At 59.4% G+C, this 15,359-nt stretch carries 15 protein-coding genes; 10 read left to right on the top strand and 5 right to left on the bottom strand.

The features are described 5' to 3' along the window. Window positions 1–130: 130 nt before the first annotated feature. The 8 genes from sdhC (at window position 131) to ACN9MY_RS23380 (ending at window position 6,717) form a co-directional block, all read left to right on the top strand. Window positions 131–541, top strand: coding sequence for a succinate dehydrogenase, cytochrome b556 subunit (sdhC, locus tag ACN9MY_RS23415; protein ID WP_426337656.1), 411 nt, complete (start codon window positions 131–133; stop codon window positions 539–541). After that, window positions 542–907 (top strand): succinate dehydrogenase, hydrophobic membrane anchor protein, encoded by a 366-nt coding sequence (sdhD, locus tag ACN9MY_RS23410; RefSeq protein WP_130311080.1) that lies wholly within the window; start codon window positions 542–544, stop codon window positions 905–907. It begins immediately after the preceding gene. Window positions 908–910: 3 nt separating this feature from the next. Then, a complete protein-coding gene (gene sdhA, locus ACN9MY_RS23405) occupies window positions 911–2,689 on the top strand; it encodes a succinate dehydrogenase flavoprotein subunit (RefSeq protein ID WP_426163191.1) in 1,779 nt (592 codons plus the stop codon). Between the two features lie 16 nt (window positions 2,690–2,705). Beyond that, window positions 2,706–3,416: a succinate dehydrogenase iron-sulfur subunit gene (locus ACN9MY_RS23400; protein WP_426163189.1), complete on the top strand. Its 711-nt coding sequence runs from the start codon at window positions 2,706–2,708 to the stop codon at window positions 3,414–3,416. Window positions 3,417–3,423: 7 nt separating this feature from the next. Continuing rightward, window positions 3,424–3,705, top strand: a complete 282-nt coding sequence (locus ACN9MY_RS23395; protein WP_057259569.1) for a succinate dehydrogenase assembly factor 2 — start codon at window positions 3,424–3,426, stop codon at window positions 3,703–3,705. Window positions 3,706–3,750: 45 nt separating this feature from the next. Next, window positions 3,751–5,055, top strand: a complete 1,305-nt coding sequence (gltA, locus tag ACN9MY_RS23390) for a citrate synthase (protein ID WP_426163186.1) — start codon at window positions 3,751–3,753, stop codon at window positions 5,053–5,055. 106 nt (window positions 5,056–5,161) lie between these two features. After that, window positions 5,162–5,722 (top strand): hypothetical protein, encoded by a 561-nt coding sequence (locus ACN9MY_RS23385; protein ID WP_426163184.1) that lies wholly within the window; start codon window positions 5,162–5,164, stop codon window positions 5,720–5,722. A gap of 206 nt (window positions 5,723–5,928) precedes the next feature. Next, the gene (locus ACN9MY_RS23380; protein WP_426163182.1) at window positions 5,929–6,717 is read left to right on the top strand and encodes a DUF6585 family protein; all 789 of its coding nucleotides are present in this window, start codon (window positions 5,929–5,931) and stop codon (window positions 6,715–6,717) included. On the opposite strand, the gene ACN9MY_RS23375 is transcribed toward ACN9MY_RS23380, so the two are convergent. Both ACN9MY_RS23375 and ACN9MY_RS23370 read right to left on the bottom strand, forming a co-directional pair. Then, window positions 6,683–7,162, bottom strand: coding sequence for a hypothetical protein (locus ACN9MY_RS23375; RefSeq protein ID WP_426163180.1), 480 nt, complete (start codon window positions 7,160–7,162; stop codon window positions 6,683–6,685). The two genes, ACN9MY_RS23380 and ACN9MY_RS23375, sit on opposite strands and share 35 nt — an antisense overlap. 13 nt (window positions 7,163–7,175) lie before the next feature. Further along, entirely contained in the window at window positions 7,176–8,051 is an 876-nt protein-coding gene (locus tag ACN9MY_RS23370; protein WP_426318767.1) for a hypothetical protein, read from the bottom strand. 198 nt (window positions 8,052–8,249) lie between these two features. Here ACN9MY_RS23370 and ACN9MY_RS23365 point away from each other — a divergent pair, with 198 nt between their 5' ends. Continuing rightward, window positions 8,250–11,591 (top strand): S41 family peptidase, encoded by a 3,342-nt coding sequence (locus ACN9MY_RS23365; RefSeq protein ID WP_426336199.1) that lies wholly within the window; start codon window positions 8,250–8,252, stop codon window positions 11,589–11,591. Between the two features lies 1 nt (window position 11,592). On the opposite strand, the gene ACN9MY_RS23360 is transcribed toward ACN9MY_RS23365, so the two are convergent. The 3 genes from ACN9MY_RS23360 to ACN9MY_RS23350 all read right to left on the bottom strand — a co-directional run bounded on the left by ACN9MY_RS23360 (window position 11,593) and on the right by ACN9MY_RS23350 (window position 14,317). Next, window positions 11,593–12,861 (bottom strand): leucine-rich repeat-containing protein kinase family protein, encoded by a 1,269-nt coding sequence (locus tag ACN9MY_RS23360; RefSeq protein WP_426318765.1) that lies wholly within the window; start codon window positions 12,859–12,861, stop codon window positions 11,593–11,595. A 43-nt stretch (window positions 12,862–12,904) separates the two neighbouring features. Then, the gene (locus ACN9MY_RS23355) at window positions 12,905–13,276 is read right to left on the bottom strand and encodes a BlaI/MecI/CopY family transcriptional regulator (RefSeq protein WP_426163171.1); all 372 of its coding nucleotides are present in this window, start codon (window positions 13,274–13,276) and stop codon (window positions 12,905–12,907) included. Between the two features lie 192 nt (window positions 13,277–13,468). Then, on the bottom strand, window positions 13,469–14,317 hold the full coding sequence (locus ACN9MY_RS23350) for an MBL fold metallo-hydrolase (protein ID WP_426336198.1): 849 nt from the start codon (window positions 14,315–14,317) through the stop codon (window positions 13,469–13,471). Between the two features lie 100 nt (window positions 14,318–14,417). Here ACN9MY_RS23350 and ACN9MY_RS23345 point away from each other — a divergent pair, with 100 nt between their 5' ends. After that, window positions 14,418–15,317 (top strand): LysR family transcriptional regulator, encoded by a 900-nt coding sequence (locus ACN9MY_RS23345; protein ID WP_426336197.1) that lies wholly within the window; start codon window positions 14,418–14,420, stop codon window positions 15,315–15,317. The last annotated feature ends 42 nt before the right edge of the window (window positions 15,318–15,359 follow it).

The raw sequence follows: 15,359 nt of genomic DNA, 5'->3' as shown, positions 1-15,359 counted from the left end.
AATAATATTTTGGTGATATGTAACAATACATATTGGTTGTAAGAGCAAAAATCGGCGAAAATCGTAGCTTCGCCAAGTTTGGCAAAACACTTTGTAATAAAGCATAGGGAGGTTGTATATGACTGAAGCCGTGCGGGAAGCACCGAAAAAAGAGCGGCCAGAATTCCGTAACATCCACGTTACGGACATTGTGAAGTACCGACTGCCGATGGCCGGCATCGTCTCCATCCTGCACCGCATCAGCGGCGCACTGATGTTCCTGCTGTTGCCGTTCGTGCTGTACCTGCTGCAGGAATCGCTGCGCTCCGAGTACACCTTCGCCAACTTCATGATCATTGCCTCCCACCCGATCGCCAAGCTGGTCATGCTGGCCCTGGCCTGGGGCTATACCCAGCACTTCTGCGCCGGCGTGCGCCACCTGATCATGGATACCCACGTCGGCCTGGACAAGGATTCCGCACGCAAGTCCGCCACTGCGGTGGTTGTGATCACCGTCATCGTGACCGTGCTGGTTGCACTGAAATTGTTTGGAGTGTTCTAAATGGCTAACAATAACATCGGCCCAAAACGCCTGGTTGTCGGCGCCCACTACGGCGTCAAGGATTGGCTGGTTCAGCGCGTGACCGCTGTCCTGATGGTGGTGTACACCGCCGTCCTGTTCTTCATGATTTTCACCTCGTCGACGCCGTCGTACGAAGGCTGGGCGGCCCTGTTCGCCAAGCAGTGGTTCAAGCTGTTCAGCGCCGTGACCCTGCTGGCCCTGTTCTACCACGCCTGGGTTGGCGTGCGTGACATCTGGATGGACTACATCAAGCCGGTCGGCCTGCGCCTGTTCCTGCAAATCGCAACCATTGGCTGGCTGATCGCCTGCGCCGCCTGGTCGCTGCAAATTCTGTGGAGTGTGTAAATCGTGGCAGCTATCAAATCTGCAATCCCTACCCGCCGCTTTGACGCGGTGATCGTTGGCGCCGGCGGTTCCGGCATGCGCGCCTCCCTGCAACTGGCGGAAGCCGGCCTGAACGTGGCCGTGCTGTCCAAGGTGTTCCCGACCCGCTCCCACACCGTGGCAGCGCAGGGCGGCATCGGCGCCTCGCTGGGCAATATGTCGGAAGACAACTGGTACTGGCATATGTTCGACACCGTCAAGGGTGGCGACTACCTGGGCGACCAGGATGCAATCGAATTCATGTGCCGCGAAGCACCTAAGGTCGTGTACGAGCTGGAACACTTCGGCATGCCTTTCGACCGTAACCCTGACGGCACCATCTACCAGCGTCCGTTCGGCGGCCACACCGCCAACCTGGGCGAGAAGCCTGTGCAGCGCGCCTGCGCCGCGGCTGACCGTACCGGCCATGCACTGCTGCACACCCTGTACCAGCGCAACGTGCGCGCCCGTACCCACTTCTTCGTTGAGTGGATGGCCCTGGACCTGGTGCGCGATGCCGACGGCGACGTCGTTGGCGTGGTTGCACTGGAAATGGAAACCGGCGAAGTCATGATCCTGGAAGCGAAGACCACCATCTTCGCAACCGGCGGCGCAGGCCGTATCTTCGCAGCATCGACCAACGCCTTCATCAACACCGGCGACGGCATGGGCATGGCGGCACGCGCCGGCCTGCCGCTGCAGGACATGGAATTCTGGCAGTTCCACCCGACCGGCGTGTCCGGCGCGGGCGTGCTGATCACCGAAGGCGTGCGCGGCGAAGGCGGCATCCTGATCAACTCGAACGGCGAACGCTTCATGGAGCGCTACGCTCCGACCCTGAAAGACCTGGCGCCGCGCGACTTCGTGTCCCGTTCCATGGACCAGGAAATCAAGGAAGGCCGCGGCTGCGGTCCTAATAAAGACCACGTGCTGCTGGACCTGCGCCACATCGGCTCCGAGACCATCCAGAAGCGCCTGCCGTCCATCCTGGAAATCGGCCACAAGTTCGCCAACGTCGATGCGACCAAGGAACCGATCCCTGTCGTGCCGACCATCCACTACCAGATGGGCGGTATCCCGACCAATATCCACGGCCAGGTGGTCGTGCCTGCCGGCGACGGCAGCCAGAAGGTGGTGAACGGCCTGTACGCCATCGGCGAATGTGCCTGCGTCTCCGTGCACGGCGCCAACCGCCTGGGCACCAACTCCCTGCTGGACCTGGTGGTGTTCGGCCGCGCAGCCGGCAACCACGTGGTGGCGCAGAACCTGAAGCAGAAGGAAAACAAGCCGCTGCCGAAGGACGCCGCCGACTTCGCAATGAACCGCCTGAACAAGCTGGAAACCTCCACCGGTTCCGAGCGCGTGCAGGACGTCGCCAACGACATCCGCGCCAGCATGCAGAAATACTGCGGCGTGTTCCGTACCGACGAGATGCTGGCCAAGGGCGTGGAAGCGATCATGCAGCTGGATGAGCGCCGCAAGCACGTCTCCTTCAAGGACAAGTCCAAGGTGTTCAACACCGCCCGCGTGGAAGCGCTGGAACTGGACAACCTGATCGAAACCGCAAAAGCGACCATCGTGTCGGCCAACGCGCGCAAGGAATCGCGCGGTGCACACGCACAGGACGACCATCCGAAGCGCGACGACGAAAACTGGATGAAGCACACCCTGTGGTTCTCCGAAGGCAACCGCCTGGAATACAAGGCAGTCGTCACCAAGCCGCTGACGGTCGAAACCTTCAAGCCAAAAGCACGTACTTTCTAAGCAAGGGCCTCACAACATGGCACGCACTCTCAAATTCAAGATTTACCGTTACGATCCGGACAAGGACGCCAAGCCGTACATGCAAGACCTGACGGTCGAGCTGAAAGACACCGACAAGATGCTGCTGGACGCACTGCAGCGCATCAAGTCCGACGTGGATGATTCGCTGTCGCTGCGCCGCTCCTGCCGCGAAGGCGTGTGCGGTTCCGACGCGATGAACATCAACGGCAAGAACGGCCTGGCCTGCACCACCAACCTGAACGAGTTGACCGAGCCAATCACGCTGCGTCCGCTGCCAGGCCTGCCGGTGGTGCGCGACCTGATCGTCGACATGACCCAGTTCTTCAAGCAATACCACTCGATCAAGCCGTTCCTGATCAACGACTCGATCCCTCCGGAGAAAGAGCGCCTGCAGTCGCCTGCGGAACGCGAAGAACTGGACGGCCTGTACGAGTGCATCCTGTGCGCCTGCTGCTCGACTTCCTGCCCATCGTTCTGGTGGAACCCGGACAAGTTCGTCGGCCCAGCCGGTCTGCTGCAAGCCTACCGCTTCATCGCCGACTCGCGCGACGAAGCCACCGGCCAGCGCCTGGATAACCTGGAAGACCCATATCGTCTGTTCCGCTGCCACTCGATCATGAACTGCGTCGATGTGTGCCCGAAAGGCCTGAATCCAAACAAGGCAATCGGCAAGATCAAGGAACTGATGGTTCGCCGCGCGATTTAATACAAAAATGGCGGAACTCGAAAAACGAGCGCACCAGGCTGATCCCACCAACCGTGCGCGCCTACGCTGGCGCGCACGCCGGGGCCTGTTGGAAAACGACATTATCCTGACTCGTTTCCTTGATGCGCACGAGGCTGAATTGACCGACGAAGAAGTGGACGCGTTCACGCGGCTCCTCGATTTGTCGGACAATGCACTGATGGATCTGGTCTTGGCCCGTAAGGAGCCGGAAGGCGAAATAGACCTGCCGCATGTACATGCGTTACTGGCACGCCTGCGCCAAGCCTGAGTTTAAGTTTTTTTATTTGCTGCATCTCTCCCAAAGGAAGAGTCCATGAACATCTCTGATACCAAAGCAACGCTATCGTTCTCCGACGGCAGCCCATCGGTAGAAATGCCGATCTACAAGGGCACCGTGGGCCCGGACGTCATCGACATCCGCAAGCTGTACGGCGCCACCGGCAAATTCACCTACGACCCAGGCTTCATGTCCACTGCGTCGTGCAACTCCTCGATCACCTACATCGACGGTGACAAGGGCGAGCTGCAATACCGCGGCTACCCGATCGAGCAACTGGCCGTGAACGCCGACTTCATGGAAACCTGCTACCTGCTGCTGAACGGCGAACTGCCGAACGCCGTGGACAAGCAGAAGTTCGTCGACACCGTGACCAAGCACACCATGGTGCACGAGCAGATGCAATTCTTCTTCCGCGGCTTCCGCCGCGATGCGCACCCGATGTCGGTACTGGTTGGTACCGTCGGCGCGCTGGCATCGTTCTACCACGACTCGCTGGACATCAACGACGCCAAGCAGCGTGAAATCTCGGCAATCCGCCTGATCGCCAAGCTGCCGACCCTGGTCGCCATGGCATACAAGTACTCGATCGGCCAGCCGTTCGTGTACCCGCGCAACGACCTGTCGTACTCCGCCAACTTCATGCGCATGATGTTCGGCAATCCATGCGAAGAGTACAAGGTCAACGAAGTGCTGGTGCGCGCCCTGGACCGCATCCTGATCCTGCACGCAGACCACGAGCAGAACGCTTCGACCTCGACCGTCCGCCTGGCCGGTTCGTCCGGCGCCAATCCGTTCGCCTGTATCGCTGCCGGTATCGCCTGCCTGTGGGGCCCTGCCCACGGCGGCGCTAACGAAGCTGCGCTGAACATGCTGAAGGAAATCGGCACCGTCGACAACATCCCTGCGTTCATCGCCCAGGTGAAAGACAAGAACTCCGGCGTGAAGCTGATGGGCTTCGGTCACCGCGTGTACAAAAACTTCGACCCGCGTGCGAAGCTGATGCGCGAAACCTGCCACGAAGTGCTGAACGAACTGGGCCTGCAAGACGACCCGCTGTTCAAGCTGGCCATGGAACTGGAAAAGATTGCGCTGAACGACGAGTACTTCGTGTCCCGCAAGCTGTACCCGAACGTGGACTTCTACTCCGGCATCGTGCAGTCGGCCCTGGGCATCCCGGTGTCCCTGTTCACTGGTATCTTCGCCATGGCCCGTACCATCGGCTGGATCGCCCAGTGGAACGAAATGATCGCCGACCCAGAGCAGAAGATTGGCCGCCCACGCCAGCTGTTCGTTGGCTCGGCAGTGCGCGACGTTCCTCCGCTGAAAGACCGCAAGTAATCCTTGCTGATGCACGAAAAAGCGAGCTTCGGCTCGCTTTTTTTTCGAACAGTACGACCGCATGTCGCTTTAAAAGAGAGTATTAGGAATGGGCGTAAGGTCGAAAGTGGATGTTGCATCTTGGATCAAGACGGGAAAACTTGGTCTGGCCAGTTTGGGGAGCAATAAAGTGACCATACTCAGGGCACTTGCTGAGCCAGCCGGTTGGGCCAGCACTGCCACGCCCGATGAAGTTCAAAATTACATGGACGCCGACTTATGGGGATATGGAATCTGGACTCTATGGTTCGTGGGGGGGGCTTTGGACGCTGTAACTTGTGCGGTCAGTGAGTTAGAAGAGCATGGCTGGTGGTTTGATGTTGGGGACTTGGATACCTCCGTCTTTGACGATGTAAATATGTTCAAGACCTTCTTGTCGAGTTCCGAAATCCCATATCGGCCGCTTGATGGAAGCACGTTGACGTTGAGACATGCGGTAACTGGAACAATGAAAACGAAGCGAAGACGACTGAGGGCAAAGACCATACTGGCAGGACTGGATTTGCAAACGCGGATTCTGCTTGATGAGCAAGGTAAGGCGCTCCGAGTGATGGGTAGTCCTTACTGCGCTGAGCGGCAGATTCTTAGCTATTCGAGCTACTGTTCGAAAGAATTCATGCTTTTGTAGCTTGTTCAATTAGTGGGCGGTGGCGCTTCGGTGGTGGTTCTCAAAGTGTCCAACCATTTCAGACGGCGCGCCTCATACAAAAAGCGAGCTTCGCGGGCTCGTTTTTTTATTCCCGATGAAGACAGAAAGTTGCCAAGTCGAAAGATTTCAATAATACTATCGAAAATATTGCTTGTTTGGTTTTGCTCTGTGTTTAAGGAATCATTTTGTCTGCGAAAGTTCGTTCAGTGAGCCAGTGCGGGAAAATTGTCAGTACCCATCCGATCAGAGGGCTGGGCTTGCTCTATCCTGTGCTTGCGATCGCGCTGATTGCCGCAGCTACTACACTGGCCTTCATCGTCGCTGACGTTCAGGTGGCGGTGATGGGTACGAACCTGTTTGTATTCTTGGCCATAGCTGCTGGAATATCCTGTTTGCTCGGAATAGTCGTTGTCATTCGCTGGTATAGGCTCAAAGGCTCAAGCCTGACGGTCTTCGAGAAGGGAATTGCCCATCGGATGAGGGGGAGAACCACTTTCTTCCGCTGGCGCGAGGTGCAGGATGTGACTGTTCGCGCTACAAGAATGCATAACTTCCTGATTCGAAGTACATGGGTGAAGATAAAACTGGCGCCGAAAACGACGTTGAAATTCACCGACAACTATAAGGAGGTTTTCTCCCTCGGCATCAATTTATTGACGCTGACTGCGGCGGAGATGGTTCCGCTCGTGATTGCCAAACTGGAGCGTGGTGAAACTGTGGATTTTGGTGCAATCGAGGTCAGCCGGGCCGGGCTTAACAGGCGTTTCGCCAAGCTTCCCTGGTCGGAAGTCGGTGATGCCGAACTCAGGTCGGGGCAAGTCATTATCAAGAGAAAGGGGCGCCGGATTCCTTGGGGAAGGCCTCACTCCTTCCAGATCAAGAATCTCTTCGTGTTTCTGGCCGTGCTCGAACACTTCACTCAGATTGATGTTGGGGCGACTAAGGTGCCGCAACAAATGGTTGCAATGGCTTGAGAAGGAGGGCCTCGCCGTCCAGTTGCAAGGCAAATATCGCCTCTTCGCCTGAAGCGAGCTCGAAGTGTTCTGTGTTCGATTCGGCCCGGTCGGGCTTGCGTACGTCAGCTTCGCGGACGACGATGCGATGTTTGCCCGGCTCGACGGGGATGATTTCAAGGCTTGGCGAAGCCAGGTGCTTGAGCCGCGGCGGTGTTCGGTGGCCGTTGCCATCGATATAGATGCTGAATTTCGAGAGGCCAAATAGCGCATCTTCCGCGCACAGCACTCGGACAGTCGCGCTGCGAGCGAACTCACGTTGTGCGGCGCGTTCTCTCATCAAGTCCCTGGACGACACTGATGGCGCCCCTGCGAATGCGCCGGTGAATATACCAAAAAGCTGGTATCCGGGTAGCTTCAGGTCCGGGCAGGCATTGATCAGTCGGTCGGCTATTTGTGCTGTCATTATTAATGTTTGGTTAGCGTTGCAAGGGCTGCACGCTTCTCAACTCGCCAGTTTCGATCTCGAAGCTGAGCAGGAACTGCTCCATGCCATCCCGGCCATTCGCCTCCAGGACGGCACCGAACCACTGTTCGGGTTGCTGTGGCGATGGCTCGAACCAGACGAATTTTCCATTCGGCGGAATGCCTTCAAATGGCAGCCGGCCATCGATAACATAAAGCTGTTCGCCTTGCGCGCTTCTAACAACCAGGCGATTGCGCAGTGGCCCGCCTTGCACTGCCGGCTCGAAAGATGCAATTCGGCTGCGGCCGGGAAGTACTATTGCCAGAACCCCATCGGGAAAATCGAGGCCATAAAAATGGCCATTTGATTTCCATTCAATCCGCACGACGGGCTGAGGCTCCCATCCCTTTTCAAGGAGCGCTCCCACACCCATGCCTTCTTCAATCCTGTTGCCGTCCTGGCGAATGTGGGTCAAGGATTCCACGCTGTCGGCTGTATAGAAAAAGCTGCCAACGAATATTGGATCGCTGGAAATCTGCCGTGTCACCTTTAACGGATCGTATTCGAAATCGTATTGCACGGTAACCCAGCGCGCTTTCTCCAGGCCCCGCTTGCGTGCCGTAGCAATAGCGGCGCCAATAAAAGTGGCCGAATACGAGAGGGGGGCGATTAAGTCACGCAAATCGACGGCTGCGAAATCGAAGTTGTAATGTTCCTGGTCGCTCAGCCTGTAATAGCCGACGCCACATAAATCTTGGAGGACATCGAGTTCCGGTTCGCCCCGGCTGCCATCAAGGCCAACCCAGACCGAAACTTTGTTTTGTCGCTGAAAGCCCTGGCCGTAAAAATCGTCGTCGTCCGAATAATCCTGGAGTGCTATTTGAGTCACCTTTAGTGTTATCGCCCATCGGGAGCAAGTATGGGCTTGCTGGACGACGAAGACAAGCCCGGCGTTGAGCTAAATATCGGCATGAACGCGCTATAAATTGGCTTGACGGACATTCAGATGCCCCGCCGGAGATGAAGTTCTGATATCGTGTTTATGAGTCAGTGAAGACACGAGTGCTTTCCTTTCAAGGAGTCCTGCTTGTTCACCAGCCCTAACCTTATTCTCGCCACTGCATTGCTGCTCCCCATTGCAGCACATGCCATACCAAATACTGCCGACACCCGCCTGCTCAGCGAGCCGGCAATTTCCAAAGACCACATTGCGTTAATTTATGCCGGCGATGTTTGGCTGGCCGGCCAGGATGGCCAGGATGCCCGGCGCTTGACTTCGGATTTGGGAGAGAAATCGAATCCGTTCTTTTCGCCCGATGGCAAGTCGATTGCCTACAGCGCGAATATCGATGGCAATATCGATGTATTTATCCTGCCGATTTCAGGCGGCATTCCGCGCCGCCTGACCTGGCATCCGGGCCAGGATCTCGTGCAAGGCTTTACGCCCGACGGCGCGCAGGTTTTATTCACCTCTCCACGCGTGGCGTCGAATAACCGCTATCGCAACCTGTTCACGGTGCCGGTGGGTGGTGGTGTTGAAACCCGGCTGGAAATCCCGAATGCCGCGCGTGCGACTTTCTCGCCGGATGGCCGGAAAATCGCCTATAACCCGACTTCGCCGGCTTTCCTGCAATGGAAGCGTTATCGCGGCGGTTTGAATTCGATTATCTGGCTGTTCAATCGCGACACGCAAGCTGTCGAACGTATTCCACAACCGCCAAGCCGGGTGAATGATGTCGATCCAATGTGGGTTGGCGATCAGGTTTATTTCCGCTCTGATCGCGATGGCGAGTTTAATCTGTATGTGTACGACACCCGCAGCAAGGCCATTAAGCAGTTGACCCGTCATTCGGATTTTCCTGTGCTGAATGCGGCTTTATCCGGCGGACAGATTCTGTACGAACAAGCCGGTTACCTTCATATGCTCAACCTTGATACCGGCGCGACTGTTGGCAGGAGGCTGGCGATTGGCGTCAGTGCCGACCTGGGACTGTCGCGTGAGCGCTGGGTGCGCGGGGCAAAATATATTCGCAATTCGTCACTATCGCCATCGGGGGCGCGCGTGGCGTTCGAGTTCCGCGGCGATATCGTTACACTCCCGGCAGAGAAGGGGGATATTCGTCACCTGACGCAAACGCCTGGCGCCCATGAACGCGGCCCAGCCTGGTCGCCGGACGGCCGGCAAGTCGCCTACTTCTCCGATGAAAGCGGTGAATACGCCTTGCATGTCAGGCAACAGGACGGCAAGGGCGAATTGCGCAAGTTCAAGCTGAACGGTTCCGGATTCTTTGAACGTGCAGCGTGGTCGCCGGACAGCAAGAAAATCGCTTTCATCGACAACTCCTGGACGCTGTACTACATCGACCTGGCGACTGGTGTGCAAAAGAAAGTGGCCACCGAGCCAATGTACGGTATCGACAAGTCGCTGCGTGGCGTCTGGTCGCCGGACTCGCGCTTTATCGCTTATACGCTCAATTCGCTGAGCTATACGCGCACGGCGTATATCTACGCCCTGGACGAGGATAAATCGCATGCGGTGACAGATGGCCTGTCCGACGTCGCCAATCCGGTCTTTGATCGCAACGGCAAATACCTTTACTTCTTCGCATCCACCGACGCGGGGCCGAGCAACAACTGGTTCTCGCTGCAGAACCAGGACAACCGCCCAACTCGCTCGCTCTGGCTGATGGTGCTGCGTAATGATGTCCCGTCGCCACTGGTGCGCGAAAGCGATGAGGAGAAAGGGGCGCCAACTGCACCCCCTGCGCCAAAGGAGCCGCCCAAGGAAGGCGCCGCCGGCGACAAGAGCGAGGAACGCGTAGTGGCCGATACCTCGACCAGCCGCGGTGCGGACGCCAAAGCGAAAGCCGCCGCTGCCACGGCCAAGCCGCCTGTGCCGATGCGCATCGACTGGGATGGCATATCGACCCGCGTGATCGACATGCCGCCGCCGGTTTCGCCATACTTCGACCTGGAGGCAGGTGCGGAAGGCCAGATCTTCTTCCTGCGCGAGGTGGACGGCAAACGCCAGGTCCAGCGCTTCGACCTGAAAGACCGCAAGACCGAAACCATCGTCGCCGACGCGGATGACTTTGAAATCAGCGCTGACGGCAAGAAGATCGCCTGGCGCCTGAAGGAGCAGTGGAATACCGGCTCCGCCACCGGCAAGCTGCTGTCGCCCTCGGAAGGCAAGCTGCGTGTGGAAGCCATCGAAACCAGGGCCGATCCGCGCGTGGAGTGGAAGCAGATCTACGACGAAGTCTGGCGCATCAATCGCGACTATTTCTACGACCCGCACATGCATGGCGTGAACTGGAAAGCGATGCGCGATAAATATGCCCAGTTCCTGCCCGACGTCGCTACGCGCAGTGACCTGAATCGCGTGATCCAGTGGCTGTGCAGCGAGCTGGCGGTTGGCCACCATCGCGGTGGTGGTGGTGACAACTTCATCGATGTCAAGCCGGTGCCGGGCGGCTTGCTGGGCGCTGACTACGAGGTCGCCAACGGCCACTATCGCTTCAAGAAAATCTACGGCGGCCTGAACTGGAACCCGACGCTGCGTGCGCCATTGACCGAACCAGGGCTGAATGTGAAAGCGGGCGAATACCTGCTGGCCGTCGACGGACGTCCGCTGACGCCGCCGACCAACCTGTACAGCGCGTTCGAAAATACCGCCAACCGCTCGATTGAAATCACGGTCGGGCCGAACGCAGATGGCAAGGGCGCGCGCCATATCACGGTGGTGCCGGTGGCGAGCGAAGATGCGCTGCGCAACCGCGATTGGGTGGAAGGGAATATCCGCAAAGTCGACGCTGCAACCGGCGGGCGCGTCGCCTATGTCTACGTGCCGAATACAGCGGGGCTGGGGCATACCTATTTCAAGCGCTATTTCTACCCGCAAGCCTACAAGGACGCGATCATCATCGATGAACGCTTCAATGGCGGCGGCAGCCTGGCCGACTACTATATCGAGCTGCTGCAAAAGCAGGAGATCGCCTGGTGGGCCATGCGCTATGGCGCGGATATGAAGACGCCTTCCGCCTCGATCCAGGGGCCGCGGGCGATGCTGATCGATGAAACCGCAGGCTCGGGAGGCGACTTGCTGCCGTGGATGTTCCGCAAGAATAAGCTTGGTCCGCTGATTGGCAAGCGGACCTGGGGCGGACTGGTTGGCATTCTTGGTTTCCCGGTGCTGCTGGATGGCGGCACGATCACCGCGCCGAACCTGGCTTTCTGGACCCGCGAAGGTGGTTGGGGTGTCGAGAACGAGGGCGTGCCGCCGGATATTGAAGTAGACCAGAATCCGGCGGATGTGATTGCGGGCCGCGATCCGCAGCTGGAGAAGGCGATTGAGGTGATCAAGGCCGAACTGGCGAAGTCGCCGCCAAGCCGACCGGCGCGTCCGGCCTATCCGGACAAGAGCCGCTAGCTCAAGCTGCAGCCAGCCTTGCCACCGCTTCGGCAAATGCAGGGCGGGTTCCAGGTGCCGGGCGCAGGCAATCAATTGCCAGTGACCGCACGTGAGGCAGTTCTTCTTCGCAGCGCTCGAGCAGTTCTTCCAGCAGATAGCCGAAGGCCCGCACTTCCAGGCGCTCCAGCGCAGATGCGAGCGCGGTGCCTGGTTCGAAGCGCGAGGCCCCGCCGAAATCGCCCAGCACTGCATTCCCTTTGCCGCAGTTCAGTACATTGTGCGCATAAAGGTCGCCATGCATGATGCCCCGCGCATGCAGGTGCGCGGCGGCAGAGGCAATGCCGCGTGCGATGCCCAGCAGGGCTTCTGTGCTGAAAAACTGGCCCTCGGCATAAACGTCCCGGGTGCAGCTTGCAAAGCTTGGCGGGCCGGCCAGGTTGCGCAAGCCGGGGTCGACCAGGGGCATGACCAGGGCGGGCAGCTGTGAGGGATGATCGGGGATCGTGCCGAGTACGGGGATCAGGTTGGGGTGCGTGCCGGCGCCAATGCAGGCGGCCATTTCCTGCGTTGGCAAGCCATCGCTGGTCATGGCCCCTTTGTACACCTTGACCGCCACCGGCTTGCCATCGAGCGTGGCCTGGTGGATCACGCCGGACGCGCCTTCGCCCAGCTTGTCCTGGATTTGCAGCGCGTTCCAGGAAATGCTGGCCGCAGGCGGCAATGGCGCCTCGCTGAAAGGGTTGCCGGCGAAAGCCAGCCAGGCAAGCCGCGGCATCGAGGTCAGCCAGGCTGGCAGTTGCGGAAGACGGTTGGCCGAAATGCGCAGCAGTTCCAACTTGCTGCAATTTGCCAGCGCCGGAGGCAATGCGCGCAAGCGGTTCCCCGATAACATCAGCTTTTGCATGTCGGTGCAGCGGCCAAGTTCGGCAGGAAGCTGTTCGAAGCTGTTGTCCGTCAGGATCAGCCAGCGCAGCCGGGCGGGCAGGGCGTCAGCGGGCACGCTCGCAATGCGGTTCGCCTTGAAACCGATCATGGTCAGCGAAGCGCAGCGGCCCAGCACTGGCGGCAGTTCCGTGAACTGGTTTTCGGAACAGAAGATGATGCGCAGGCGATGCAGGCGTGGAAGATCGTCCGGCAGGGAGGACAGGGCGTTGCCGGTAAGGTCCAGGATCTCCAGCGTGTCGGCCAGGCCGAAGATCTCGCGTGGGAATTCAGTCAGGCCGCAGCGCAACTGCAGCCGCACTGCGCCGGCCAGCTCGCCGGAGCGCAGTTGTTGAAGCGTTTGCATCGATTTACATGAAGAGTTTTGGCGGGCGCAGTATAGCTTGCGGCTAGCTTTCCTCGTCCAGCATTTTCTGGATCTCGGCGCGCTCCTTGGGCGAGACGTGGCCGCCGCGCAGGGCCGCCATCACCAGGGCCTTGCCGGAACCGGCGAAAGCCTTGTGGATCAAGTCCTTCAGCAAGGAAGTCTGGATCGAGTCTTGCTGCTCTACAGGCGAATAAATGTGGGCGCGCTGGCTTTCGTCGCGGTTCAGCAAACCCTTGGTGTGCATCACTTGCAGCAGGCGAAGCACGGTCGCGTACTGCATATCCGGCCGCGTCTGCATGGCCGCCTCATGCACTTGCCGCGCGGTCGCCGGACCTAGTGCAAACAAAAGGCGCAGCATTTCCAGTTCGCTAGGAGTAGGTTTCGGCAAGGCCATGATAGATCCAGGAAGAGCGTTGATGGATCTAGAATAAATGATCTAGACAGAAAAGTCTACACCCGCAAACTGCTGGCCTCGTGTCACACCTTGGGGTCACACCCCAAACGTGACACGGGCTCAAGCGTCGCGCAGTCGAGCCCGTGTCACACTTCGGGTGTGACCCCAAGGTGTGACACGGGCTGGGCTGTATTACCACTTCATCTCGCCTTTGGCGACTTTGGCGCTTAGTTGCAGGGCGCTTTCGAGGCCGGCTTGCGGGTAGGCGGACTTCATTGCTGCGATCAGGGCTGCGCTGTCTGCGGCGGCTGGGGTGGCGGCCTCGAAGCGGCGCAGGTAGTCGGCGGTGTAGCTGATGGCGTCCGGGGTGAGGGCGGCGCCGGGGGCGAAGTGGCCGGGCACCACGGTGACCGGCTTCAGCTTGGCCATGTCGTCGAGTACCGACAGCCATTGGGCGCGCGATTCGGGTGTCTGGGTGTCGGCAACCCAGACGTGCAGGCCTTTGAACAGCACCACGCCGCCGACCACGGCTTTGATCGATGGAATCCACACATAACTACGGTCGCCCTGGCCTTTGATTTCCAGCTTCTTGCCTTCGAGCTGGATATCGCCTTGCAGCAGTTCCGGCATCACTACGCCACTTGGGGCGTTGGCGCCGAGGATCGGGCCCCAGTAGGCCACTTTGGCTTGCCCTTTCTTTTCCATGGCAGCGATCGTGGTGCCGCGTGCCACGATGCGGGCTGTCGGGAAGGCTGCTTTCAGTACGTCCAGGCCGAAGTAGAAGTCCGGGTCGCCGTGGCTCACATAAATAGTCGTCAGGCGCTTGCCGCTGGCCTTGATCTGGGCGGCGAGCTTTTCGGCCTCGGCGCGCGAGAACTGGGCGTCGACCAGCACGGCGTCTTTTTCGCCTTTCACCAGCACGGAGGCAACCGGGAAGATGGCGGCTTCGCCTGGATTGAAGACTTCCAGTGTCAGCGGGGCAGCAATGGCGCCGGCGGTGCTTGCTGCGAGGGCGGCTGCGGCGAGGGTGTGCTTGATCATGTCTGAATTCCTTTCGGTGAGTAGATGACGCCAGTGTAGGACGCTGGAGATGTTCGAAAAATAGGTTATATTGAAACTGTTTATTGCTTAAATCGCTCATATGGACCGTATTGCCTCTGCCAACGTCTTTGTCACCATTGCCGAACGCGGCAGCCTGGCCGCTGCGGCTGAAGCACTGGATATGTCGCGCGCCATGGTGACGCGCTACCTGGCGGAAATGGAGGAGTGGGCGGGGGCACGCCTGCTGCACCGGACTACGCGCCGCCTGGGGCTGACTGCGGCGGGGGAGGTGACGCTGGCGCGTTGCCGCGAATTGCTGGCGCTGGCCGGGGCGATTCCGGCTGCGGGCGATGCCGGAGCTGGCGCGCCGCGCGGCTTGCTGCGCGTGGCCTGCGCGCAGTTCCTGGCGCAGACGGCGCTGGCCGATGCGCTGGCGGGCTTCCTGCGCCGCTACCCTCAGGTGACGGTGGACCTGCAGGTCGATAACCGTGCCGTCAACCTGGTCGAGCAGCGCATCGACCTTGCCATCCGGATCACCAATGCGCTGGAGCCGAACCAGATCGCGCGCAAGCTTGGTGAATGCCGTTCGATGCTGGCCGCGGCGCCGGCCTACCTGGCGCAGCATGGCACGCCCGCCGACCCGCAGGATCTGGCGCGGCATAACTGCCTGGCTTATAGCTACTTTGGCAAGAGCGTGTGGACCCTGGCCGGCGCCGGCGCGGCGTTGGTGGAGGTGCCGGTCGGCGGCAACCTGTCGTCGAACGAATCGATGGCGCTGCTGGCGGCCGCCGGGCAGGGGGCCGGCATCGCCATGCAGCCGCGTTTTGTGGTCATGCCGGAAGTGGCGGCGGGCCGGCTGGTGGAAGTCTTGCCGGATTGGCAACCGCAGGCGCTGGGAATGCATGCCATTTATACATCGCGCCAGCACATGCCGCCTGCGCTGCGGGCCTTGCTGGACTATCTGGCCGACTGGTTCGCCCGGCACGGATCGGAGTTTTAGTTGTTTCAGTTCAATGACAGTGCTATGCTAGGCGACCGTTTT

Origin of the sequence: Pseudoduganella sp. R-31 (assembly GCF_049913235.1) — a bacterium.
GTDB lineage: Bacteria > Pseudomonadota > Gammaproteobacteria > Burkholderiales > Burkholderiaceae_D > Rugamonas.
Note: the sequence above shows the minus strand (reverse complement) of the source record. Positions and strands in the feature narration are given on the sequence as shown.

Bases quoted from the DNA above. Each gene is read 5' to 3' on its own strand.
- sdhD (WP_130311080.1), top strand. From the start codon at position 542: ATGGCTAACAATAACATCGGCCCAAAACGCCTGGTTGTCGGCGCCCAC.
- ACN9MY_RS23400 (WP_426163189.1), top strand. From the start codon at position 2,706: ATGGCACGCACTCTCAAATTCAAGATTTACCGTTACGATCCGGACAAG.
- ACN9MY_RS23395 (WP_057259569.1), top strand. From the start codon at position 3,424: ATGGCGGAACTCGAAAAACGAGCGCACCAGGCTGATCCCACCAACCGT.
- gltA (WP_426163186.1), top strand. From the start codon at position 3,751: ATGAACATCTCTGATACCAAAGCAACGCTATCGTTCTCCGACGGCAGC.
- ACN9MY_RS23375 (WP_426163180.1), bottom strand. From the start codon at position 7,162: ATGACAGCACAAATAGCCGACCGACTGATCAATGCCTGCCCGGACCTG.
- ACN9MY_RS23360 (WP_426318765.1), bottom strand. From the start codon at position 12,861: ATGCAAACGCTTCAACAACTGCGCTCCGGCGAGCTGGCCGGCGCAGTG.
- ACN9MY_RS23355 (WP_426163171.1), bottom strand. From the start codon at position 13,276: ATGGCCTTGCCGAAACCTACTCCTAGCGAACTGGAAATGCTGCGCCTT.
- ACN9MY_RS23350 (WP_426336198.1), bottom strand. From the start codon at position 14,317: ATGATCAAGCACACCCTCGCCGCAGCCGCCCTCGCAGCAAGCACCGCC.
- ACN9MY_RS23345 (WP_426336197.1), top strand. From the start codon at position 14,418: ATGGACCGTATTGCCTCTGCCAACGTCTTTGTCACCATTGCCGAACGC.